The 25388-nt window shown below is 29.2% G+C and carries 27 protein-coding genes and 1 pseudogene; all 28 read right to left on the bottom strand.

All coding sequences use genetic code 11. The annotated features are described in order from the left end of the window. Positions 1-21 precede the first annotated feature (21 nt). A complete protein-coding gene (locus GXK56_RS12210; protein ID WP_160687732.1) occupies positions 22-168 on the bottom strand; it encodes a hypothetical protein in 147 nt (48 codons plus the stop codon). 95 nt (positions 169-263) lie between these two features. Further along, the gene (locus GXK56_RS12205) at positions 264-800 is read right to left on the bottom strand and encodes a hypothetical protein (RefSeq protein WP_160687731.1); all 537 of its coding nucleotides are present in this window, start codon (positions 798-800) and stop codon (positions 264-266) included. 64 nt (positions 801-864) lie between these two features. Next, the gene (locus GXK56_RS12200) at positions 865-1578 is read right to left on the bottom strand and encodes a hypothetical protein (protein ID WP_160687730.1); all 714 of its coding nucleotides are present in this window, start codon (positions 1576-1578) and stop codon (positions 865-867) included. A 98-nt stretch (positions 1579-1676) separates the two neighbouring features. Next, complete coding sequence (locus GXK56_RS12195) at positions 1677-2207, bottom strand: dihydrofolate reductase family protein (protein ID WP_160687729.1); 531 nt, start codon at positions 2205-2207, stop codon at positions 1677-1679. Positions 2208-2264: 57 nt separating this feature from the next. After that, positions 2265-2744: an HIT family protein gene (locus GXK56_RS12190; protein WP_160687728.1), complete on the bottom strand. Its 480-nt coding sequence runs from the start codon at positions 2742-2744 to the stop codon at positions 2265-2267. Between the two features lie 18 nt (positions 2745-2762). Beyond that, the gene (locus tag GXK56_RS28170; RefSeq protein ID WP_243156104.1) at positions 2763-3944 is read right to left on the bottom strand and encodes a GNAT family N-acetyltransferase; all 1182 of its coding nucleotides are present in this window, start codon (positions 3942-3944) and stop codon (positions 2763-2765) included. Between the two features lie 98 nt (positions 3945-4042). Beyond that, positions 4043-4792, bottom strand: a complete 750-nt coding sequence (locus GXK56_RS12175; protein WP_160687727.1) for a class I SAM-dependent methyltransferase — start codon at positions 4790-4792, stop codon at positions 4043-4045. A 101-nt stretch (positions 4793-4893) separates the two neighbouring features. Beyond that, the gene (locus tag GXK56_RS12170) at positions 4894-5031 is read right to left on the bottom strand and encodes a hypothetical protein (protein ID WP_160687726.1); all 138 of its coding nucleotides are present in this window, start codon (positions 5029-5031) and stop codon (positions 4894-4896) included. Between the two features lie 323 nt (positions 5032-5354). After that, a complete protein-coding gene (locus GXK56_RS12165; protein ID WP_160687725.1) occupies positions 5355-6062 on the bottom strand; it encodes a polysaccharide deacetylase family protein in 708 nt (235 codons plus the stop codon). 31 nt (positions 6063-6093) lie between these two features. After that, positions 6094-6987 carry an aminoglycoside phosphotransferase family protein gene (locus GXK56_RS12160; protein ID WP_160687724.1) on the bottom strand — a complete coding sequence of 298 codons (894 nt, stop codon included), beginning with the start codon at positions 6985-6987 and terminating at the stop codon, positions 6094-6096. A gap of 28 nt (positions 6988-7015) precedes the next feature. Beyond that, complete coding sequence (locus GXK56_RS12155) at positions 7016-7561, bottom strand: DUF402 domain-containing protein (RefSeq protein WP_160687723.1); 546 nt, start codon at positions 7559-7561, stop codon at positions 7016-7018. Positions 7562-7591: 30 nt separating this feature from the next. Beyond that, positions 7592-7729, bottom strand: coding sequence for a hypothetical protein (locus GXK56_RS28165; protein ID WP_243156103.1), 138 nt, complete (start codon positions 7727-7729; stop codon positions 7592-7594). Positions 7730-7741: 12 nt separating this feature from the next. Continuing rightward, positions 7742-7876 (bottom strand): annotated as a pseudogene (locus GXK56_RS28535) (methyltransferase domain-containing protein); the annotation flags it as partial. Positions 7877-7931: 55 nt separating this feature from the next. Continuing rightward, positions 7932-8675 carry a hypothetical protein gene (locus GXK56_RS12145; protein WP_160687722.1) on the bottom strand — a complete coding sequence of 248 codons (744 nt, stop codon included), beginning with the start codon at positions 8673-8675 and terminating at the stop codon, positions 7932-7934. A 437-nt stretch (positions 8676-9112) separates the two neighbouring features. Continuing rightward, positions 9113-9937, bottom strand: a complete 825-nt coding sequence (locus GXK56_RS12140) for an acyltransferase domain-containing protein (RefSeq protein WP_160687721.1) — start codon at positions 9935-9937, stop codon at positions 9113-9115. Between the two features lie 255 nt (positions 9938-10192). Continuing rightward, positions 10193-10657, bottom strand: a complete 465-nt coding sequence (locus GXK56_RS12135; protein WP_160687720.1) for a GNAT family N-acetyltransferase — start codon at positions 10655-10657, stop codon at positions 10193-10195. A gap of 15 nt (positions 10658-10672) precedes the next feature. Continuing rightward, entirely contained in the window at positions 10673-11041 is a 369-nt protein-coding gene (locus tag GXK56_RS12130; protein ID WP_160687719.1) for a GNAT family N-acetyltransferase, read from the bottom strand. Between the two features lie 438 nt (positions 11042-11479). Next, complete coding sequence (locus tag GXK56_RS12125) at positions 11480-11866, bottom strand: hypothetical protein (RefSeq protein WP_243156102.1); 387 nt, start codon at positions 11864-11866, stop codon at positions 11480-11482. A 502-nt stretch (positions 11867-12368) separates the two neighbouring features. Continuing rightward, complete coding sequence (nifJ, locus tag GXK56_RS12120) at positions 12369-15884, bottom strand: pyruvate:ferredoxin (flavodoxin) oxidoreductase (RefSeq protein WP_160687717.1); 3516 nt, start codon at positions 15882-15884, stop codon at positions 12369-12371. 290 nt (positions 15885-16174) lie between these two features. Beyond that, complete coding sequence (locus GXK56_RS12115; RefSeq protein ID WP_160687716.1) at positions 16175-16489, bottom strand: DUF3795 domain-containing protein; 315 nt, start codon at positions 16487-16489, stop codon at positions 16175-16177. Between the two features lie 75 nt (positions 16490-16564). After that, the gene (locus GXK56_RS12110; protein WP_160687715.1) at positions 16565-17413 is read right to left on the bottom strand and encodes a DegV family protein; all 849 of its coding nucleotides are present in this window, start codon (positions 17411-17413) and stop codon (positions 16565-16567) included. 123 nt (positions 17414-17536) lie between these two features. Then, complete coding sequence (locus tag GXK56_RS12105) at positions 17537-18181, bottom strand: pentapeptide repeat-containing protein (RefSeq protein WP_160687714.1); 645 nt, start codon at positions 18179-18181, stop codon at positions 17537-17539. Positions 18182-18412: 231 nt separating this feature from the next. Continuing rightward, positions 18413-19030, bottom strand: coding sequence for a superoxide dismutase (locus GXK56_RS12100; RefSeq protein ID WP_160687713.1), 618 nt, complete (start codon positions 19028-19030; stop codon positions 18413-18415). A gap of 116 nt (positions 19031-19146) precedes the next feature. Then, positions 19147-19770 carry a hypothetical protein gene (locus GXK56_RS12095; RefSeq protein ID WP_160687712.1) on the bottom strand — a complete coding sequence of 208 codons (624 nt, stop codon included), beginning with the start codon at positions 19768-19770 and terminating at the stop codon, positions 19147-19149. A gap of 192 nt (positions 19771-19962) precedes the next feature. Continuing rightward, the gene (locus GXK56_RS12090; protein WP_160687711.1) at positions 19963-21699 is read right to left on the bottom strand and encodes a S8 family peptidase; all 1737 of its coding nucleotides are present in this window, start codon (positions 21697-21699) and stop codon (positions 19963-19965) included. Positions 21700-21801: 102 nt separating this feature from the next. Then, entirely contained in the window at positions 21802-23601 is a 1800-nt protein-coding gene (locus GXK56_RS12085) for a S8 family peptidase (RefSeq protein WP_160687710.1), read from the bottom strand. Between the two features lie 189 nt (positions 23602-23790). Next, entirely contained in the window at positions 23791-24801 is a 1011-nt protein-coding gene (locus GXK56_RS12080; protein WP_160687709.1) for a type II toxin-antitoxin system antitoxin SocA domain-containing protein, read from the bottom strand. Between the two features lie 102 nt (positions 24802-24903). Beyond that, entirely contained in the window at positions 24904-25314 is a 411-nt protein-coding gene (locus GXK56_RS12075; RefSeq protein WP_243156101.1) for a hypothetical protein, read from the bottom strand. Positions 25315-25388 lie beyond the last annotated feature (74 nt).

Genomic DNA, 25388 nt, shown 5'->3' with positions numbered 1-25388 from the left:
TTTCTCCTACGTCATACGTAATTAATCTATATGACGTTTCATATAATCTCTTATTATTCCTACACTTACCAATATATCAGCTTTATTTTCTTCAGCCTTATACTTGTCTTTAGCATAAAAACTTATTTCACGAACTGTCCATAAAGAATTTGTAAATTTTTCTTCCATTCATATCTTGGTAATAACCATAGATGAACATGACCAGACCTTTTTAGTTGTTTCACTATTTAAGATATATATTTATTAAGTTGTAGATATGCTTATTAGCGATACTTATTAATTGTTTCGTCACTCCATACATGAGCTTCAATATATCGTTCCGGACCAAATTTCCCATCATCATTCCAATCTTGTGGCAAACCATATTTTTCAATAATTTTTAGTATTTCATCATATGTATAGAGCTTTTTTCGATACTCTTTCCCATCATTAATTTTCGGACTAAATGTTGGCATTGAATCACCATATGTAAATGAAATAGTTTTTATTTCAAATTCCTCAATAGGAATTTTTATAAAGGCGCTGTTTTCAAACCAAGTGCTTAGCCAAGGGCTATGTCCAACTACCATATAATGAGGTGCTGTCCTATTTATAACTCCACCTTTCTTAGCAAACTCTGATCTAATTATATTCTCGCAGTTATGTCTGTATTCAATATATTTATTATGCCTTTGTGCACCTTGAGAATTTGGTTTTGTTACTTTTATATTATCAAGAATAGATTTTGCTTCATCAATTGGCAAGTCTGATAAGTTGACAAATGGACCGATTGTTTTATCAAAATAATGATATAAATACATTACAATCACCACCAATTACATAAATTTTCTACTTCACATTCATATACAATAATTTAATTAATTTTTATCTACCTAGAGACTCTACAAGTTTATAAATTTCGAACTTTCTCTTACCAATCGTTTGTTTCTCTAATCTCTTAAAACGGTTATTACCTATTTTCTGATTTTTATTCATACAAATAGCAATCATTGTTTCACTACTACAGATTTTTGCTAAAGATTCCATTAAGCTATTTATCTCATCTGTTCCCTCTTGCCAATCTACTAAGTTACCATAAGGTACATCAGTAATAATAATATCTGGTGTAATGTCAATTTGAATATTTTTTAAAGCATTTGCTTGAAATAACTGAATATTAATTTCTTTTTCTATAAGAGTTAATAATTTTATTGCACTTTCTTTTGCATCTCTATGAGATATTTTTTTAAACTGTTCATAAAGTGAATGAATTTCATCTATTCTTCGGTTAATACCCTTTTCTGATAATAATGACAGATTAAGTTTAGCAATTTCAAGCATTTTATAATCAATATCACTAGCAATTATTTTTGATATTGATTGTTGATTAAGTAGCCCCAACACTGTTGTGGAATATCCCCCGCCACAACAACAGTCATATAAACATATATCTTTCTTCTTGCTGGAATATTCTAAGCATCTACCATATATCTCATTTATAAGCCTAACAGGGAAATTGGGAACCCCATTAACATGATATAAAACCCTTCCACTTGCAAAATCTTCATAATTATTATTTTCTGCATATTTGTATTCCATATAATTTACTTCCTATTCTTTTCACTACACTATATTTAGTCTAATGATTTTATCTATTTTCTTTCCAACTTCCCCTGAACTCATATTTTAATCTAATCTTATTTAACCTCATAATGAAGTTCAACAAATTGATTAAACCTCCTTGTCCCCTTTAACCTTAATTCTAACTCAAAATCATTATTATTAAATAAAGGTATTCCACTGCCTATTATTATAGGTGATATAGTAATAATAAATTCGTCAACTAATCTTTCTTTAATAAAAGAATTTAGAAGATTACCACCACCAACAAGCCATATGTTTCCTCCCTCTAATCTTTTGATTTTATTTGTAAATTCAACTACATCTTCATTGATAAATTCTACATTTTCATTCTTACCTTTTTCTGACCTAGAAAATACATAGCAGTTTTTATTTTTATAAGGAAATTTACCTTCTTCCTTTTCCATAACCCAATCATATGTTCTTCTTCCAATTAGAATAGTGTCAACTGTGTTATAGAATTTAGAATATCCATTATCTCCTTCACCTTCTATTTTAAACAACCATTCTAAAGAATCATCTTCTGTGGCTATGTAACCATCTAAACTTGTTGCAATAAATAAAACTAATTTTCTATTGTTTGACATCGTTAAACCTCCCTATTTATTTACTTTAATGAATATAATTTACAATTGCAAATTAAATTAAATTTCCTTTATTTCTTTCTCACGAAAATATTCCTTTATTCTCTTTGCATATTCTAATCGTTCTTCAGGCTTAGAATTAACTCTATCTGCTTTATATAAATTATCATCTCTATATCTAGGAAATACATGAAGATGATAATGCCATACATCTTGACCTCCACAAGGTTCATTGTGCTGTCTTGAAGATACACCATCACATTTATACGTTTCTTTTAATACAAATGCAATTTCCTTCTCCATATCATGAATTCTATATGATAACTCAGAAGGTAAATCATAAATATTTTCTATATGCTCATTAGGAATTATTATAACATGCCCTTTATTATTCTCCCACCAATCAGATGCAATAAACACAGTAATATAATCATCTCTATACACTATATCATTTTGTTTAGTATATAAATGTTCATTTTCAATCCCTCTAACTATTAGACAAAAAGGGCAAGTATAATCCTTTGGCTCATGATTGTACATAGGTTTCCTCCTATTTAACTAGTCCCATTGTCCTGGGAATCTAAGTTTTTTTAGTTTTGGGAATTCTTTATTATATTCTTCTACTTCTTCTTTAGGAAGATTTTCAAAGGTTTCTGATTCATAGAATTTTCCTTTTATACCTTTCATACTAGCTTCAGCTAATTCTATTCCCATAAATGCATCGAAATTTTTACCTTCAGCAGTTGTAATATTAAAATTATCACAGGTTTTAAATCCTCTTAGCGGATAATATTCTGGTTCTCCAAAAATTACAATGCCTTTATATCCTTTATTGGCAGCTAATTTCATAGTTTCTCGTAGTAACAGCTCACCAACTCCAGTTCCCTGCCATTTAGGCTCTACACAAAGAGGACCAAAAGTTATAATGTCATGTGTAACTGCATCATCAACAACTCGTGCCTTTGAATACATTATGAATCCTATTACCTGTCCATCTTTTACTGCTATTCTGCTTAGCTCTGGAAGATAGTCTTTATCCTGACGTAATTTATGCACAAGGTAATGTTCATCGCAACCAAGATGATGTTTATTCCAAAATGCATGTTGTGTCATTAACTCTACATTGTAAAAGTCATCTTCTGTTTCCATTCTAATTTCTATTTCTTCAGGAGATAATTTTTTCTTTTCTTCTGGAAACCATCCAAATTCTAACCTTACTTCTTTTCTTTGCAAATCATTATTCTTGTAGCAGCAAGTATCCATACCAATCAAAGTAAAACCTTCATGCTGATAAAAATCTACTGCATTAACATTACAAGATTGTGTTTCAAGTATAATTGCACGACGACGTTCTCTCCTTGCTTGTTCCTTTGCCATTTCAATTAGACTATGGCCTATGCCTTGTTTTTGATATTTTTCCGCTACCCAAAGTTCAGTAATTCTTAGACGATTAGACCATAATTCCTGATCAGTTTCAATAGCAGCAATTAATTCATCATCAACTAACACGCCCCAAGCATAAGCATTCTCCCAGTGATCTGCATATAACTTATCTGGGAAATCATATTCTTCTGGAGTATGAGCTACTGGCTCCATAAAATCTTTCTTTTCTATTTCAATAGCATAGCCTTTATCTGTTTTATTAATTGAAACATCATAATACTTATTAGTTTTGTACCCTATTGGAATTATAGTTCCCTTCCATTTATCTATTGGTAAATGTATAATTTCAAATTCCACTATTACTATCCTCACTTTCTATATTATTCATTAATTTTACTTCCAAAAAAATTAATCTTACTTTATTATTATTTTCATCTTATTATATATATCTTTTTTTATTTTTGGGCAATTACACAATCATGGAATTCTCCTGTCAATTCTTTTGATGACCAAATACCATATTTTATTTCACTAATTAATAATTCATTCTTCCAATAAAGTTCTTTGACCATTTCTTCATTATGTGCAAATCCATATTCAGGGGTTTCTTGAACTAGACAATAGGAATTTTCATTAATTTTATATTTTATATCTAGATATGCTTTTCCCATTTTAATTTGGTTGCTTATATATTTGTTATATAAATTAAAAGAAGATATAAATAGTCCACCTTTTTTTAATACTCTATGAATTTCTTTTAAATATGAATCTATATCCTCTAGATACATATGGGTAAATACAGACCACATTATTACAATATCTACTGATTCATCTTCTATAGGAAAAACAATATCTTGACATTTTATTTTCCCTTCTTTTGAATATGCTCCATTGTATGCATCTATAAATTTAAATTTAAAATTGTTGTTTGTTACAGGTATATTATCTATACAATAAGAAAGCAAATTCTTGTTACTATCTATTCCAATATATTGACCTTGTTCATTTAAATAATTCAAAAAATGAATGGCTATTCTCCCGCAACCACAACCAATATCTAATATTTTTTGGTCTGGTTTTATAGATAACCACTGAATAATTTTTTCTGATTGCTCTTTTCCTAAATTAAAATAATATTCCTCATCATCAAAAGGCCCTGTCCAATTTCTAATCTCTGGAGCAGGAATAAGTTTCTTAATTTCCATAACTACCTCCATATATTGTTAATGCCATAATAATGATATTTTAGCCACACATAATTTATACTAGAAATAATATTTACATATATTTGTAAATAAAATGTTATCTATAATCTCTTCATATTCTTTGGACTTGCTCTATGCTTTCTTTCAGCATCATATTTTTGCCAATAAATCCTTTTTTCATTATATTGTGTTCTTGCCTCTTTAAATTCAGCAGGATAACCAAAATACACCACGCTCATTGGAATAACGTGGTCTGGAATATTTAAAGCTTTACATAAAGGTTCACATTTTCAACTTCTCTTTCAATGTATTTCCTAATGCTTCGTCTTTTGAAAATCGAGTCTATAAGACTTTCATATTCCATATTTCCATCTCCAATCTTTTGAGATACCTAATTTACACGTAAATTATAAGCGCAAATTTTAATCAACACAATTGAAAAAATAATTATAACTATTCTTTCTCAAATTTATAAAAGGCTTCTATGGGTTTCAGGAACATTCTTTCAATTTATAAGAATAAAAGTTGGAGAAATTAGATGGTATAAATTAATTAATTTTTCCTAATTTTCAATAGTTATAAACTTTGGTTTAATAAATTCAACCCCATTATCTAAAACATGATTTATGATTTCATAAAAATAATTTGGATAAATATCATCTGTTTGTGGGTGATCATGAATCACAAAAATATTTTGTGCATTTGACGCAAGCAAAACTCCACCTGTTTTAGGGTTTTCATTACGAATTCCTTTAAAAATATCTTCACGAGTGAATCCATCATTTTGTTGTAATCTATATTCTTGACAATCAAATGTGAAAAAAACATCATAATCTTTGTAGAATTCATGATGATTATACCACTCACTTGTAATTTGACTATCATCAATTCTACTAAATCCATTATTTATTAAATATTCTTGTAAAGCCTTTTTGTTTTTCCCACCCTTATCAGCATAAGGGAAGCGAAATAGCTTATATTTTCTTGGCACACCTGCATCTTTGTACAACAAATCGATTTGTTCCTCTTGACGTTCAATTTCAGAAATGCATTCTTCCAAATCAAGTTTCGAAAAATGTGGATGTGTGTACGTGTGATTTCCTATTATAGCTCCATTTTGAATTGCATATATGCCGTCTTCTCTTGATTCCCTGATCTTTTCACCACAAAAGAACATAATTGGAGTTATATCCTTACTATTAAGAAAATCAATATATGCTTTTGTATCCTTAGTTGGTCCATCATCTATTGTTAAATATGCTTTGCTCATATTACCCTCCTGTTATGTATAAATTATTATATTAAACTTTAAATTTATCAATTATCCTATCTATTTGATTATTAAATTCAAAATAGAAACTTTCATTAGTTTTAGATCTTTTTATGCACCACCCGATTCTAGTAAAGGCAGTCAAAAACTTATAGAAAGGAAGAGTATTATCCAAATCAGGCAGTTGTTTTATAGATTTATAACCCTCTAAGAAACTTTCTCTAGTCCCAGCATAAACATTGAATACTTCATTTTCTAATATTGAAAAGTCTTCGTCTGCAACTCCACCATTTGCAACTTCAAAATCTATAATTCCAACTACTTCAGAACCATTCACCAATATATTTCCCATTCGATAGTCCGAATGAAGTAAACACGGTTCTCCTAGAATCGGTAATTTCTCATGATAATAATTAAATATTTCATCGCATATACTTAGTTTCTTAGGATCCATAACCTTCTCGCAGAACACTTTATTCTTAGTGTACATTATTTTAAGATTATCAAGATAAACCGACTGCTTGTCTTTCTCTCCTTCAGTTTCTATTTTTCCATACTTCTTTAAGTGTATATTATGGATTCTAGCCAACATTATGCCCATTTGATATGCTAATTCTTCTGTAACATTTCCAGCAAGAGGCGTTCCATTAATATATGATATTAATAATGCTCCAGGTATCAGACTATCACCATTATAATATTTAATTACTTTTGGAACAGAAACTTTTCCACTCAATAATTCTAAAGCTTTTTTCTCACGCTCAAATTTTTCAGAATTAAAAGGTATTTTTAATACAACCTTTTTACCCCCTTCCAATGTTAAGATATAAACATTGGAACTATTTGACTCTGTAACAGTATCTACTCTTTTCACATCTAACTCAAAAATATCATAATAATTCTTAAGTTTATCTTTCAATTCCATATTTCATTACATCTCTTTCACCAAAATTTTACCGTTTTACTAACTCAAGCATATGTTTAAGGTCGGCTTCGTATCTTTTAAAAAGAACAATTCTATCATTTGAAATATCATTCATTAATTTATTAGCAACATTATAGGCTAAATTATACTGATCCTCATTAATTACTTTCGTATCTCTTGCTTCAGCTAATTCATCTTCGTCCAATAAATAAATCTCTAAAGGTGGCAAAATAACAATATCTAAATATAAATCATCATAAAAAGGTATTCCATCATTACCTATTCCATTTCTATATGTAATATCAAAATACCATTGAATTAATCTATTGTTTTCATCAAAAAATGCCGTTAGTGTATAATTCTCATTCAAAGGAACATATTGCATCATCTTGTAACCATTATTAATAATACAAATATTCTTCTTTCCATACTTAATAATACAATCTTGTGTCACTTTATTTATCTTAAAAAGTGTAATATACCCTTTAAAATCATAATCATCAACATTGATAAAAATGAAATCTCGATCAATAACTCTTTTCAAATATGTTCTATCTGTGGACTTTGTCTTCATTATTTATCCTCCAAATTCAAAAATCTTCAATTATAAATTTATCTTAATCCATCTATACGTTTCTTCTAGCATTTCATTTGTTACCGTATGTCCAATATCCTCATATTCAATAAACTTAAATAATTCATTTGCATTTTCAAATTCATTTATTAAAACAATTATCTGCATAATTCTTCCTGACCTATTATGTTTTATTAAGAAAATACTCCACTTTTTTAGAAGTCTAGCAAATTCTCTAGTAACAGCTTCTCTTTCTAAAGCATATTCAAGAACATTATGACATAAAATAACATCAAAGGATTCATCTTTTAAAATATTATTCTAATCTTTTAAAAAGTTTACATATTGATTTTGTAATAAAATTTTCATATTATTCATTAAGTACAGTTCCCAAAAAATTATTCTTATCCAATCGTATCTTATTATTGTTTTCATCTGTTAGAACTAAATCTTTAACAGTATCTGAACCTCCACCATTTTGTGATACTCGTCCTCCAGATATTTTATAATCATTTAAATTTATCCTAAAAACCATAGTTTCATTGCCTTCTAATTCAAAAACAGCCTTCTCCCCACCCCTTGTAAGTACATCAATACCATTAAGTCCATCTTCTTTATAATCAAAATCATTTATTATCATGTAAAATTGTTTTCTTTCATTTCCGTAATTAGTCATTTCTATTTCAGAATTAAACTTTGTATAACTCATATCTTTTGATTGATATTCAATTTTACTTTTTTCAAAATTATAGCCTATAGTTCTTAAGCCATCAGAATTCTTCTTTAATTTGATTACTGTTGCATCAGTTATATAATTAAATATGTTTACAAATACAAAAATCAAAATAAAAACCCATCTCTTTTTTATTTTCCATTCATCTGCAACAAACCTAAAAACTAAAGCTAACAGTACTATTGTTAATATGCCAAAATAAATAACCGCTAAATGCGTCCCACTAAAGTTACCACTCCAGGATTTTAGCCCAATAAATTCAAGTACATAATCTCCTAAAGCTCGTGTATAAGTGGTTGTTAACATCATATAAAATGAAATTGATAAAAAAAAGATTAATGATACTCCTTTAATGCTATTGTTGGTTATTGTTTTTTTCATCTAAGTCCCCCTCCGAAGTAATTCCCTCAAAATTGGTTATATTGAAATTATAAACATATTTATTATTTTATTCTATAATGAAATATAACAAAAATTTGCTTATTAATTTCTGTTTAATTTTTATTGCCAAACATTTTTCTAATTTTGTTTTCATAATATCTTAGTTCCTAAACGTAATTTATACAATTGAAAGACTTTGGCCTGCTTGATCCATAGTGAAAAAAACATCTTGTTCCATAACTAACAACAAGATGTTTCAATTTTATCATTTCAGCCGAGGCTTATATGAAAACATTGTACTATTATGATTAATTTCCTATTTAGCTACTTATTTAACTAATTTAATCAACTTTTATTTTGAAATAAAATAAAGAGGAGAACCCCTAAATCTGGACTTAGTTCTCCTCTGTTACTTAAACGAATTATTAAGTTCTCTTTTAACTTGTACAAAAAGGATTAGAAATTAATTTTCCAAAAGTCCATTCTATCTTGCCACCATTTTGCAAGTAAGGCTTTAGATTTTTTTGTAATAAAGTATCTTCTGGTAATACATCTAATGGAATGTCTTTGTTTCCATATACCCAGTCCATAAAACCTAAACTATCAACTTCCATGCGTTCAACATGGAAAGCTTTCTGAAATTGTAAGATTTTAGAGTTCTCAGGCAAAACATACTTTAATGATGGAGCAAGTAACCAGGAATTACAGACCATATCTGCCCCTTTAAAATCTGGATAATACTTTTCAAAAAAATCTAATGCTTCCAAATATGAGTTTCGTAGCTTGTCTATTGTCATATCAGCATCAGCTGGAATATGAATATCAATCAAATGTCGACCATTTTCCATTTTCATTTCATATTCAAGTTCTCCAATTCGAAATTCTACCATTGAAATTTGACGAACTGACCACCATGCCCAGATATAACGATAGTTTCCATGTTTATCCTTATAATCTTCCAGAAATCTCGAAAAAAACTTCATGGTAGCAATAAATATTTCTTTTGATATACCAAGCTCTTCATATTTAGCATAAGTATCACATGCGCATTGCAATTGGCAGGCTAAAATTTTCATTCCATCATCATCAGAACCTAACAAGCATTTCAAGCTCTCGAGTGCACTGTCCCAAGAATCTGGTTGCTTCATTTGCTCTATCTCATGTTCCATACTTTTAAAATCTATGCATTTCTCAAGCTCTATTATTTTATCCTTAACTTCATTAGCTATCCCTAAAAGGTTACAAATCTCTATTGTCTTCACAATACTTTTCCTCCAATTCCTTTTTGCAAATCTGTTTAATGTGCTCCCCTAAAGTATCTCACATACTGTTTTCGTCAGCCTATTCATTATCATTAAGTCAATAAAACTAATTTTCCCACTTTATATAGAATCATACTTATTCTTATTAGATTTTTTACCTAAATACATGAGCTTATCAACATAGTTGATATATTCATCAGATCTAAGTGTTTGCGTAATAATATTTACTATTAGGTTTTATTAAAGCATTGGGAATTATTTATATAGCCGATAGTAATGAGTAGTTTGTTCTATATCAAATCCAAGACTTCTATATAAATTTACTGCTCTTGTATTGCCATCTACTACAATCAACTCAATATTGCTATTTCCGTTGTTTAATGCCTTATTTATAGCAAATTGTGTTATTATCTTTCCATAACCTTTACCTTGATATGATGGAATTACAAATAAACCATCTATAAAGCCGTTATCATCAACAGCTACTGTAGCTATAAGATTTTCATTATTTAATAATAAGAAAGTATGATCTTTATTACTTATTAATTCATCTCTTTTTTTCTTGTCTAATTCACAGCATAAATGAGGTTGAAAATCATATGCCTTTCTCATTTCATAATAGCTTGTTCGTTGTCCTTCTACATATTGTTGAAAGTATTTATCCTCATAAGATACAAAACTTAAATTTGATTTAGGTTGTTCTTCCCCATTGTAAAACAAATCATACTCTCCATACTACTTTTCATAGCCTAATTTTTTATAAAGTAAAGTGGCATCATCTTCATCTACCCTAAATCTTGTATTAATAAATTTGAGATTTATTTCAGCTGTATACTTCATTATTTCATTGTACAACAAAGTTCCAATTCCTTTTCTTCTTGAACTCGGAACTACATATGTATCTACATCTGCCTTATTTTTATTACTCATCCATAATCTAAAGCTACTAAATCCTATAATCCCTCTTTCATTATCATCATATACAATTATTTTAATATCTTTATTAGTAATATAATTATTAATATCTTGATCTCTAATAATAATTCCTTGTTTAACTATTTTAAACAATTGCTCCTTGTCTTCAATACTAAACTCTCTTATCATTTTTTCTCCTTATTCAATCAAATTAATATAAACTTTATATTAGATATAAGTTGTTTATTATTTTAAAAAATCACAAATTAAATGTGTTTTTAATAACGCCCGCTTCTGCAGTATAAATTGAATGTTGCGCATCTCCCTTTTATAAGTCGTTATGTAAATTACTACAATACAAATGTATAACTTAAGCTGTAAATTTCATACCAATACCCATTAATAATCAAATAATCTACAACCACTCATAAGATATAATCCATATAATGTTTATTATAACATATATTACAACGCATAAGATATGTCATATATTCCACTAATATATATTTATTTCAAAACATTTTAATAACAAAGCTCTATTTATGAATACAGACCTATAAAACTAATTAGGACCCTCCGTAAAAGAAACGATTGGTCCTAATTAGTTTTATATACTATTCATTTAAATTAATAACCTAAAATAAGCCTATTTCTACATTCTGTTCTTTGCTCTGGTGCCATTTTTAAAATATTTTGTTCCATCCATTTTCGCTGAGGATAAGAAAACCTTGTCCCAAAAAACAACATAAATTGATTATGATGCTTTTCTCCATGAACTCCATAAATAGATTGAGTAAATTTAATAAAGCCCAATGCTTCTAGCAAAGCTGTATCATGTAGAAAAATCTTTTTTTCATCATCATATAATTCTAATCCTAGATCTTTTTCTAATTTAGAGGCTAAAAGATTATGTTTGGATTCACCGCATTCATAAAATTGTCCTTCTCTAGATAGCCAACCACATATACCTGTTTTACTCATAAACTTCGCAGGATAGATATTTAAAGCTTTCATACAAAACTTTAAATGTATCTTCCCACTCACCTCTCTTTCGTTAAAAAATTTAATATATAAGTTATAAATTAATTGTCCTCTTAATTATATTTTAATATATATGTTGTAAATTTAAAATATTTAATGACAAATTATTCTATTTTATTTTATTTTTTTCAATTATGCCTTATAAATAGTTTTCACATATATAAAGGTTAACTCTGCTACACCCCAAAACGTTTCTACACTACCAAGCTTTTCACCTATCTAATGAGTAGCTATGCCAGAATGCTGAATTTCTCTGGAATAAGGAACTTTTCTACAGCATACAAATTCTCTTCAGTATGTAGCTTTCCTACAATAAAAAGCATAAATTTAAATAAGAGTTATGGAATCCATTTTAAGTATTTCATCCATAACTCTTATTTTTTAGTTTTTATTTATTAACTTATTATCAATTTCTACTTTAGCAATAGGATAATTAACATAATATATATTTTTGAATTACTTTTTATTTTTATACTTATTGTTGACCAGCTAATCTCTTGTAAATTTCTAATCTTTCCATTGCTTCTTTTTCAGTTTTTTCAAATAATTTTTCAGCTTCTTCTGGGAAAGCTTTTGCAAGAGATGCATATCTTACTTCACCCATTAAGAAATCTTTAAATTCACCTTTTGGATCTTTCGAATCTAAAATAAATGGATTTTTCTCTCCTGCTAGTTCTGGATTATATCTATAAAGATGCCAATATCCACAATCTACAGCTTTTTTCTCTTCTGCTTGAGTATTAGCCATTCCTACCTTAATACCATGATTAATACATGTAGAGTATGCTATTATAAGTGATGGACCATCGTAAGCTTCTGCTTCTTTTATTGCTTTAATAGTTTGATTTTTATCAGCTCCCATACATACTTGTGCCACATATACATATCCATAAGTCATAGCCATTCTTCCTAAATCCTTTTTCTTAGTTCTCTTACCAGAGGCAGCAAATTTTGCAATTGCTGCTGTTGGAGTCGATTTTGAAGATTGACCTCCAGTATTTGAATAAATTTCTGTATCAAATACTAAAATATTTACATTTTCATTCATGGCAATAACTTGATCAAGGCCGCCATATCCTATATCATAAGCCCAACCATCACCACCAAATATCCATTGTGACCTTTTAACAAAATATTCTTTATCCTTTAATATTTCCTTAGCTATTTCGCTATTGTCATTTTCTAAAACTTCTATTAATCTTTTTGCTCTATCCCTAGTTCCTTCTCCAACATCTTTATTATCTAACCAATCCCTTAATACCTGTTTAGCATCCTCCGACATATTTGTTTCAAGTGCTGCTGCTACATTATTTGCAATTCTTTCCCTAATTGTCTTAACTCCTAAGTACATTCCATATCCGAATTCAGCATTATCTTCAAATAAAGAATTTGCCCATGCTGGTCCATGACCTTGTTCATTAATTGTATAAGCCATTTCATATGAACCTGCTGCCCAAATTGAAGAACATCCTGTAGCATTAGCAATCATCATTCTATCTCCAAATAATTGAGTTACAAGTTTTGCATAAGGAGTTTCGCCACATCCAGCACATGCACCATTAAATTCAAGTAATGGTCTTTCAAATTGGCTTCCCTTAAGAGTATATTTATCCATTGGGTTTTTAGTTTTTACTTTTTCTACTTTATAATTCCATGCTTCAATTTGCTCATGTTGACTATCTTGGGATTTCATAACTAAAGCTTTACCTGGTGCAGGACATACTTGTGCACAATTTCCACAACCAGTACAATCAAGAGGTGTAACACCAATTGAAAAATACAATTTTTCATCACCCTTAATTCCTTTTGATTCTCTTAATTTAACACTTTCAGGTGCCTTTTCTTTTTCTTCTTCATTTAATAAAAATGCTCTTATAGTTGCATGAGGACATATAAATGAGCATTGATTACATTGAATACAATTTTCTGGTATCCATTCTGGAACATTAACTGCTATTCCCCTCTTTTCATAGGAAGTAGTTCCTGCCATAAAGGTACCATCATGTATTCCTGCATTTATAAAGGTTGATACAGGCATGGAATCTCCTTCTAATCTATTCATAGGTCTTGTAATTTCCTTAATAAATTCTGGGAAATCTTCATTATGTTCAAGTTTTTCATCCAAAGCATTATTCCAATCATAAGGAACATTAATTTTAATTATTCCCTCCAAACCAGCATCTATAGCCTGATGATTCATATTTACTATTTTTTCACCTTTATTTCCATAGGACTTAACTACAGCTTCTTTTAAGAATTTAATAGCATCTTCTACTGGAATAATTTTTGCTATTTTAAAGAAAGCTGCCTGCATTATCATGTTTATTCTTCCACCTAAACCTATATCTTGAGCGATTTTAACTGCATTGATTATATAAAACTCTATATTGTTTTTAGCAATATACCTTTTTATGTTAGCAGGTAATTTTTCTTCTAATTCTTCTGGTGTCCAAATGGTATTTAATATGAATTTTCCATCCTTTTTTAATCCTCTAATAACATGATATTTGTATACATATGATTGATTATGACATGCAACAAAATCAGGACGATCTATTGGATATCTTGATTTTATTGGTTTATTGCCAAATCTTAAGTGAGATACAGTAAGACCTCCAGACTTTCTTGAATCATAGTCAAAATACCCTTGGGCATACATATCAGTATTATCTCCAATAATCTTTATTGCACTTTTATTTGCACCAACTGTTCCATCAGAACCTAAGCCCCAAAACTTACATGAAGTTATACCATCTGGGGTAGCATCTATATCATCTAAGGTTCTTAAGGAGGTGCTTGTAACATCATCAATAATTCCTATTGTAAAATTATTTTTAGGTTCATCTAAAATTAAATTGTCAAAAACAGATGCAATATGAGCTGGAGTTGGATCTTTTGAACCAAGACCAAATCTTCCTCCAACAATTATTGGAGCATTTTCTTTTCCAAAAAAAGCTCTTGAAACATCTAAGTATAACGGTTCACCTACGGAACCTGGTTCTTTTGTTCTATCCAAAACTGCAATTTTCGTAACAGTTTTAGGAATAACCTTTAATAATTTTTCTACTGAAAATGGTCTAAACAATCTAACTTTTACAAGACCTACCTTTTGCTTATTACCATTTAAATAATCTACGGTTTCTTCTACAACATCATTTACTACACCCATAGATATTATTATTCTCTCTGCATCATGAGCTCCATAATAGTCAAAGCAATGATATTCTCTACCAGTAAGTCTTGTGATTTCTCGCATATAATCTTCAACTATATCTGGAATATCATCATAATATTTATTTACAGCTTCCCTCATTTGAAAATAAATATCTGGGTTTTGAGCTGTTCCTCTTATTACTGGATGATTTGGATTTAAAGCCCTTTTTCTAAAATCATCAATAGCCTTATAATCTATAGCTTTACCTAGCTCTTCAGGTTCAATTATCTCTATTTTTTGAATTTCATGTGATGTTCTAAAACCATCAAAAAAGTTCATAAAAGGCATTCTTGCTTTTAATGTGGCTAAATGAGCAACTCCGCTTAAATCCATTACTTCTTGAACTGAGCCTTCTGCAAGCATTGCAAATCCTGTTTGTCTTGCAGCCATAACATCTTGATGATCACCAAATATGCTTAATGCCGATGTTGCAAGAGCTCTTGCTGCAACATGCATAACACAAGGAAGAAGTTCTCCTGCTATTTTATACATATTAGGTATCATAAGCAATAGCCCTTGTGAAGCTGTATAGGTTGTTGTTAATGCACCTGCTTGGAGAGAACCATGAAGAGCTCCTGCAGCACCTGCTTCTGACTGCATTTCAACAACTTTTACAGGCTGACCAAAAATATTTTTCTTACCTTGTGCCACCCATTCATCAACATGTTCTGCCATTGGAGATGATGGAGTTATTGGGAAAATTACTGCAACTTCTGAAAAACCATAAGATACATACGCTGCAGCTGTATTACCATCCATTGTTTTCATTTTTCTCATAGCATTACCTCGTTTTCTTTCTAAGGCAATATCAAATAAATAACAAGTCTTCTTGCTAGCCTATTTTCGACTTTTTATTTATTTTCATGTGCCTAAACTAAATATTTTTACTTTTGTATTATTTGTAAAGAATCAATTCATTATTCATAAATTAATTGGTTAAGAATTGAGATTGAGAGTTTTAATCAGAAAGTTTATATTATCAAATATAAAAAAGTGCAGCTGTATAAACCATTAAGGTTTTACTGCTACACTTCTTTTATCAAAAGTATAAATATATAATTTTAAGATTAATTTAGTTCTAGATTATCTGTTGATTTTAGCATATCTAAATTTTCATTTCTTGCGCATTTAGGGCAAGGATAAGTTTTGCACTCAGAACAACTTGATAAATTTTTTGATTTAATACACTTTCTAGTTTTACAAACCTCAGTCATTTTCCATTCAGACTCTAAACAACCTGTACAATGAATTTCTTCTGGCTCAAAAGAACATTCTAAAGTTGACCATTCTTTTGCTAATTTCTTCTTTTCATTAATATCACCAGATAAAGTTACAATATAGGCTGGACAGGTTTCACAATTAATTCCACACGGAGATATCACTTTATCATCCTTCTTTCTTAAAATTATAATTTATTATAATAAAAATAAATAATTATTTCATTGCAGAATTCTTACTTAATCAATTCTTTCTATGGCAAGCCCTACTAAGCCTGATCCAGTATTTACACCAAGAGCTGGTCCTATAGTTCCTGCAAACTTGCATTCCACTACATTAGGAAGATCTTTTATTGCTTCATGTAAGCTATTAACCTTATCTAATCCATCTCCATCTAAGATCCAAGCCTTATATTTTCCTTTTTCTAAGTAGCCTTTAAATATTTCTACTAATTTGGATACAGCCTGTTTAGAACCTCTAGCTTTAGCAGCTGTTCTGTAAGTTCCATCATCTGCTACAGTTATAATAGGTTTTAAATTTAAAAGTTCTCCAACTGTTCCTGCAACCTTGCCTATTCTTCCACCTTTTTGTAGATATTCTAAGGTATCTATCGTGAAAAATAAATCTATTTTATCTCTATATGCAGGTAAAATTTCAGTTATTTCCTTAAAGGATTTACCTTCCTTAATTAATCTTGCTGCTTCTAAAACCATTGCTCCTTCTGCCATTGTTAAAGTTTTAGAATCAAAAACAAAAGTTTCTAATTCAGGGTAATCTTCACTTACTAATCTGGCAGCATTGTATGTACCTGAAAAAGCAGCTGATATAGTTATTATTATTACATGTGTACATCCATCTTCAATTGCTTCTTTAAATGCTTTGTTCATACATTCTATGCTTGGCAGTGAAGTTTTTGGTATTTCAGTTTTTAATCTTTCATACATCATTTGGGGAGTTATTTCTATTCTATCCTCATATTCTTTATCTGAATATATAATTCTAAATGGCAATAGTTTTATGTTATTTTCGGCTAAAAGTTCAACACTTATATCCGAAGCACTATCTGTCATTAATGCTATTTTTTCCATTATCTTTCCTCCTAAATAGAATTATCTTACAATTTATTATAACACTGTTAATTCGTTATTCAATATACTACAAGTACAGAAAATTTTTACAAGTAAATTGATGATAGTAACAAATTAAAATTATTATTTAACTATAAGTCCTAAAAGCCTTGATAATTCAACTGCCTGAAGTGGTGAAACTATTGCATCCTTTAATTCTCTGCCAGTTAATAATATTTCTGATATATCACTATCTCTAAAATCTATTTGTTTTAATGGAGTGTTAGTAAACTCTGAACTACTTAAATTACATTCTTTATATGTAAGTTTATTAACACTACATTCTAAGAATATAGCCCCTTCAATATTACATTCCTTAAAATTAATATTTTTCATTTTAGAATATCCAAAATTTACATATCTTCCAAGAGCTTCTTCAAATAATACATTTTGAAGATTACCTTCACTAAAATTAGCACCTACTAGTTTGCAGCGCTTAAATTCAACTCTATGAATACTTCCTTCTGAAAAATCCACATTTGATAAATCACAATTTTCAAAAACCACATCCAATAAATCAATATTTTTAAAGGAGCATTCTTTGAATACCACATTTACAAAACGGCATCCGTTTATTTCTACTTTTTCTTCATTAATATATTGAACAATACTGTTTTCTACTAAAGTATTTCCCAAATACCTCTCGTTTAATAAATCACTTTCAATATCATCTTTTTCTTCTAAAAAATCTTCTAATTTAGGTTTTAAAATTTTATTTAATTCTGCCATATATAGTTTCTCCTTGTTAATCACTTTATACTCTAATACTTATAAGGTATATTATTTTTCTAATTAAACATTATGCATTCTCACATAAGTCAACAGCATAATAGCTATTTACTATTCTTGTTTTTACGAGCAAATAATATCTAATTATAATTATTATATTTTACTTATTATAGCATATTTATGAAAAAAGAGATTGCCTTTAAATTAAGCAATCTCTAAATTAATTATAGTTTAAATAGAATGTACTTTATAAATTTCTTCAACTCTTTCCCAATCAATTACATTCCATATGTTTTTAACATATTCAGCTCTTAAATTTTTATACTTAAGGTAATAGGCATGTTCCCATACATCTATAGTTAAAATAGGAAATAAACCATAAATTAAAGGAGAATTTTGATTTAAGGTGTTCATAATCTTTAATTTTCCATGTTTGTCCATAACAAGCCAGCCATATCCTGAACCAAATTGTTTTATAGCTGCTTCACTTACCTTTTCTTTTAATTTTTCTAAAGATCCGAAGGTTTTCAATATTTCTTTAAGCAAATTTCCTTCTGGCTTCTTTTTAGGATTTGGTGAAAGTATAAAAAAATATAAATTATGATTATAAACTCCTCCGCCTTGGTTTATAACCTCCTGCCTAATCTTCTTAGGTATCTTATGAACATTAAGCAATATATCTTCTAGAGTTTTTCCTTTAGTAAATTTTTCATATCCTTTTAATATGCTGTTTAATTTATCTACATACCCTTGCAAATGCTTAGTATAATGTATTTTTACAGTTTCTTCATCAATATATGGCTCTAATCCATTAAAGGAGTATGACAATTCTATTTTGTCATAAAGCAAATTAATTCACCGCTTTCACATATTACTGGTAATAACAATTAACTATTCCCTCTTCTCTATTACTTTATTCCAAAATTATAGTTTTGTTACTTAAAGGAAATTTCCAATCTAGCGCTCTAAGCCGAAAGGGTCTCCCCATTGCCATTTATCACTTCATCATCACATACATTTTTATTAGACACTTGAGCATTTCCACAAACTCTAGCTCTATGAGATACTATTACATTATCATAAATTACAGCAACATCGCAAACAACTGCCTCATCACAGACCTGTACATTCCCATTTAATCTTACATGTCCATATATCTTTGCATTTCCTGATAAAATAACATTTCCACTAGCAACTGCACTATCAAAAACAAGAACATTATCACAAACTCTAGCGCTTCCTGATAATTTTGCATTATCATATATACAAGCTTTACCTGATACTATTACATTATCGGATAATTGAGCATTATCGCTGACTACCGCATCATCATGAACTCTTGCGTTTCCTGATATTTTCACATCTCCTGCTATAACTGCATTTTCAGATATTCGTGATTCTTCATATACCATAGCATCATCATAAATCCAGCAGTTTCCATCTTGAGAAAGGTTTTTAACCCCTTCAACATATCCTCCAAGCTCACCCTTTTCTACATCACTGAAACTTTTTAATGCAACAATTTGATGTAATCTTTTTTCTGTGCCTTCTAACTCAATATAATTTTCACTTAACTTGTACTTCTCCATAATAACCCCTCCGATTTTCTCATAAATTTAATAGTATATATTTTTTGTACTGAGAGTACAAAAATAATTTAAATACATTATATCACTATTTTTATGAAAAATGTAAATTTTTATATATTTTTAACTTTAGTAATAAAAATAATTTAAATTTATTAAGCATATAAAGTAAATTTAATGACTTTCTTTAAATTCTTAAGTCATATTTTCAAAAATCTTTGGAACATTTAAAATTCCATATCCCCAATATGGATTTGGAATAATATCTCCACTTCTAGAAATTGCACCTTTTGCAAGATATGCTTTAACTGTTTGTGCATACAAATATGGATCATTCCCATCAACAATTCCCCATTGAAACAGCATAGCACAAACACCTGCCACAACTGCTGCAGAAACACTGGTTCCATTAACTATGGCTATCTTATTATCTGGTGCAACTGTAATTGCATTAACTCCTCCTGCTGCTACATCAATCCTATCTATATATGAATCTAAAAATGACATACCTGAATAATCAACCAAATTATAATTATTTTGATTATAAGCTGCTACAGTTACTATATAAAGAGAGTTTCCTGGATTGGTTATTGTGCCAAAAGGGTCTGGAAAACTAAACCTAGTACCTCCAACTGTCAATCCACGCTGCGGAAGCCATGCATCATATCTACCACTTAAAATATAATTTGCTACAACTCTAAGCCGCCATATACCTGGCTGTAAATTATAAAATCTAACACGTATTAATTCATCTCCTGTAGTTTCTTCAGGGAAAAAATAATTAACTCTAACTGATGTTTTTTCAAATATAAAGGTATGCTTTTTTGTGTAATTTAATATTATGGGTATTACTCCCGTACTTTCTCCAGATGGGGATACAATTTCCAAAGACATTATATTTGGCAGTTCTACCCAGATTTGAACCCATATATTTTTTTGCTGTGGTTCTGCTTCCAATTCTATAACTCCAGCACCAGGAGCTTGAAGTCCACTTATTTCTGCAACTGTTCCAGAGGCATGACCTCCTGCATTTCTTTGATTTCCAGTTCCAGCCACAATAATGATTCCACTTTTAGTAGATATATTTTCCATAAACTCTTCTAAAACACCTTCTCCCCTATGATTTCCCAGTGTACTGCCAAGAGGAAAATATATTACCAAAGGTTTTTTATTTGCTAATATATATTCATATAAAAATTGAAGAGCTGCAAAAATAGCTGTTATATTAAATACTGGAATTTCAGTATCTGGAAACTGGATTTCATATGAAAAATCTTCTATTAATTTTACAACTACAAAATTGCAATCTGGAACAACACCTCTTAATCTTGGGTTCTTTCCTGAGCCTCCTATTATTCCAGACATATTCGTACCATGTCCAATTTCATCTTCAGTTGGAACAATATTACCAGGGGTACGCCCTTCATTTTTTGCTCTTATTGCTTCATTTATTTGTTCTCGTGTATATATTTCTCCAAAAGGAACTTCACTTGCTTCATTTTGATTCATAGTAAGCACACTTTGATCCCAAATCAGTTCTATTCTAGTATTTCCTTCTTCATTCATAAATTCTTCATTTAAATAATCAATTCCCGAATCTATAATTGCTACATTAACACCTCTACCTGTTAAATTTAATGGCGAACCAGCCTGTAAAAAACTAACCTGAGAAGCCTCAATTGGAGAAATATCTTGGAGGGTATAAAATTCTGATGGGATAACATATGCAACAGACTTAAATAGAGCTTCTTTACTAATGTTAATTTCTATATCTTTTGGCACTGATACTATAGCAAATCTCTCATTGATTATTGTCACATAATAACCAGGGTTTTGTGATATTTCCTCTTCAATATTACCTTGATATTGGACTACATAATTATCATATCTAATATCATGAAAAATTTTTTCATGTTCTATATTTTTTTTCATTATGAACTTCCCCTTTATTCTGTTAGAATTATGAGTATTAAATATATTATCTCTTACTTCTTATCTTTTACTTGCTATTGCTTAAAGCTCTTATTAACACTTTTATTTAGGAATTCTAACGTATAAATTATTAATATAATACTCAACAAATTCATCAGATTGCTCAAAATAAACACTTTGTCTATAGCTTCTACTTATAATATTAAATGTACCTAATAAATCAAAAAATCCAAAACCAATTTCTCTATTGGGATATCTATAAATAAGATTACTTCTATCTGCCCCATGAATCAAATAAGCTATTACTTTTGTAGAATACATCGTTATATCATTACCTTTTACAATTCCCCATTCCATTAATAATGCACAAGCCCCAGCTACTATTGCAGTAGCTGCCGAACTTCCTGAAACTTTAGTAACTCCACCTAATGGTTTTGTAGTTAATATATCTACACCTATTGTTGCTATATCTGGATTAGTCAACTGCTCATTAAGGCTAAATCCCTTCCCTGATGCAGCAATTAAAGCGTTATTATTCCCGTAATATGCTACTGTGACTACCTTTCTTGCTGTGCTAGGTATGGTTAAGGTAACCAATGGATCTGACTGCAAAAATCTAGTGCCCTCTGGCAATGTTTTTTGTGGTGAAAGCCAAATATTATATACTCCATTTGTTATATAATCACCTCTTAGCTGAAGAGTCCATAAGCCGGCTTTTATATTAGTAAAACTAACATCAATGACTTCATGACCTGTGAAATGCTCTGGAACAAAATATCTAACTCTCATTTGAGTTTTATAAAAAACATAATTAATTGTTTGATCTTCATTATTTTTAGCTTTAATAAAATTTGATTCATCTCCATTAGGAGAAATTACATTTAATGATGCTATATTAGGTTTTAATACCCATATCTTAAAGGAAAAATATTTCATTTCCTTTGGTATTCTAATTTCAATTGGAACAACACTTCCTACCTGCTGAATAAAACCAGAAGCATGCCCTTCTGCAGCTCCTTCATTTCCAACACCCGCAACTATAACAATACCCCTGAGACTGCTTATAGAAGTTATATATCTCGAAATAATATTATTGCCGTCATGACTTCCCTCTGTTGTGCCAAGTCCTATATATATAACCATAGGTTTATTTTGCTTTATTGAATAATTTTTCAAGTAATCTATTGCTGCTAAAATCTCAGAAGTATTATAAACTGGTGTGTATGGAATATTATTTGCTTCTAACTCATTTTTAAAATTTATAGATTCAAATAGCTTTACAACTACAAAATCACAGCCAGATGCAACCCCTTGAATTTCTTTATTAAAACCTCTTCCACCAATAATTCCAGCCATTTTAGTTCCATGTCCATCCTCATCTCTTGAAGGGACAATTTCATAAGGATTTTGGTTATTTCTATAGGCTTTAATTGCATTATTTATCTCTTCTGTAGAATATGTTCTTCCCATATATACTGATGATTCAGACATATCTTGGATAGTTTGATCCCATATATTAACTATCTTTGAAGTATCATCTTCTCGAATAAATTCCTCGTTTAAATAATCAATTCCAGTATCCACCATTCCAATTAATATCCCACGACCAGTTAAATCTAAGTAAGGGTTAATTTTTATTGCACTAATATTGTCAACGCTAGAGGGTGATATGTCCTGTAGCACATATTTACTTCGTGGATCAATAAATGTAATTGCTGGCACATCTTTCATTAATTGTCCTAACAATTCAGGAGAAGTCGATATAACTCCAATAGTTTCAGTAATTATATCTCCACAGGCATATGATATCTTATCTATTTGTTCTTTAAAATTGCCTCTATATTCAACTAGGTAATTAGGCGAATTTACATAATATAATTTGCACTGTCTAAATTCAGACACCTTTTACTCCTAAATAGTATTCATATTAAATAATATTTGTAATATATCTAATTTATTCAAAAAAAAGCAGCATAGCAGGAATTAGGATCTTTCAATCTCTAAAAACAGCTATGCTGCAGCCAAGAGCTCCATAAGTAAAATACAATATACTTTTGTAAGCTTTGAACTTATTCTTTTCTTTCACCACTCTTACATGGATAAGCTATTAAATAAATCAGTACTATATTTTTGAACATCTAATAAGTTGGTCATATTATATTTTTCCTTTAATCCCTTAAAGTATATTCCAATAGAATTCTTCTCAATTATATTATTTTCAGCATTTTCTTGAATATGATTGTCCTTAATTGTTTTAGTTCTAGTAAGCATCCATGGTGCCTCATTTTTAACCATTTGTTCTAGTATTTTTCCACTGTAACAGCCAAAAAATTTAATAATGCTTTCAACTGCATTTCTTTCTGCATCTTCTAATTTTAAATTTTCATTTGAAAGTATGTCATTATTAATTATTTCAAAGCCAAAATGTTCATATCTTTCTTTTACACTAGCATATATAGGACCTTTTACTGAAGCTTCACAATCTTCCTGGAAAATAAAATTATCTGTAAACATATAATAAAATCCTTGTACATAATATAATAGTTTTTGAATCGTTAAAGGTGTTATATCTTCACATCTTATTAAAATATGCTTTATTACTGCATCAATCTTCTCCTCTGTTATATCCTTATTTAAAACAGCCTTAACTGCTTGTCTGCTTTTATTGTAATCTACTGGATTAATTCTTCCCTTATTAGTTTGTAATAAGATTGAATAATAATTAGTATTTTTATACATCTTCTTAAGAATATCTGAATTAGAGCTACAAATCATGTCTCCATCTAAATATCTACCTATAGTTTCACAGCCCCAGCCAAGTAATAATGATAATGCTTCTTCATTAATACTATATTTAAGAATAATCCGTTTTATATCCTCAATCTTTATAATATTATGCAAATTTCTATATTCTTCATATGAGCTGTTTAAATTATAATCACATATTTCTGAGACGAAGATTTCATTATTACATTCACAACAAACAGCTTTTTTAGCTATATAACTTATTTCTTCATCCTTTATAACAGACATTTTATTTACTTCATTTATTTCATATTGAATTTCCCTCATACAATATTCACAAAAAGCTAAACGTTTCATTAAAACTCCCCTTTAAATCAATAGTATTAATAAGTAATATATAATAAGTAAGAAGTATGTTTGAAATTATATAATTGGGTTTTTGTTAGCCAATCAAGATTCTTATCTAAACAAATATGTTATTGGTTTATTTCTTTTATGCAGAGATACTACTAATCTGTATTCTTCACCTTTATCGCATACTACATTAAACTTTAAATATATATCTACTTGCTCTTTTTTTTCTTCAAAATTATATAATTCTCTTTCAATGCAAAACACATACAAATCATTTAATTCTATGCCATCTTTTAAATTTTGAAGTCCGTAACAAAAATTCTTATAGTCTAAATTAAATAATATATCAATACGTTTCTTTTCATTTATGTTATATTCTTCAAGAAATTGCATATTTTCCATTTTATTTTCTTCTAAAGATATGGTAAACCTATTTTCCCTTACACAGTCTTTAATGATTTCAACTAAGTTTTTTATCTGTTCCTCAGTATAATCTTTTAGTATCAAATTTTTCACCCCTTATGAAAATAACGTCTAATAATATAACAAAAGGGTATCATTTTAAACAATTCCTGTCAATAAAAGCCAAG

Origin of the sequence: Clostridium sp. C2-6-12, assembly GCF_009928485.1 — a bacterium.
Taxonomy (GTDB): Bacteria; Bacillota; Clostridia; order Clostridiales; family Clostridiaceae; genus Clostridium.
Note: the sequence above shows the minus strand (reverse complement) of the source record. Positions and strands in the feature narration are given on the sequence as shown.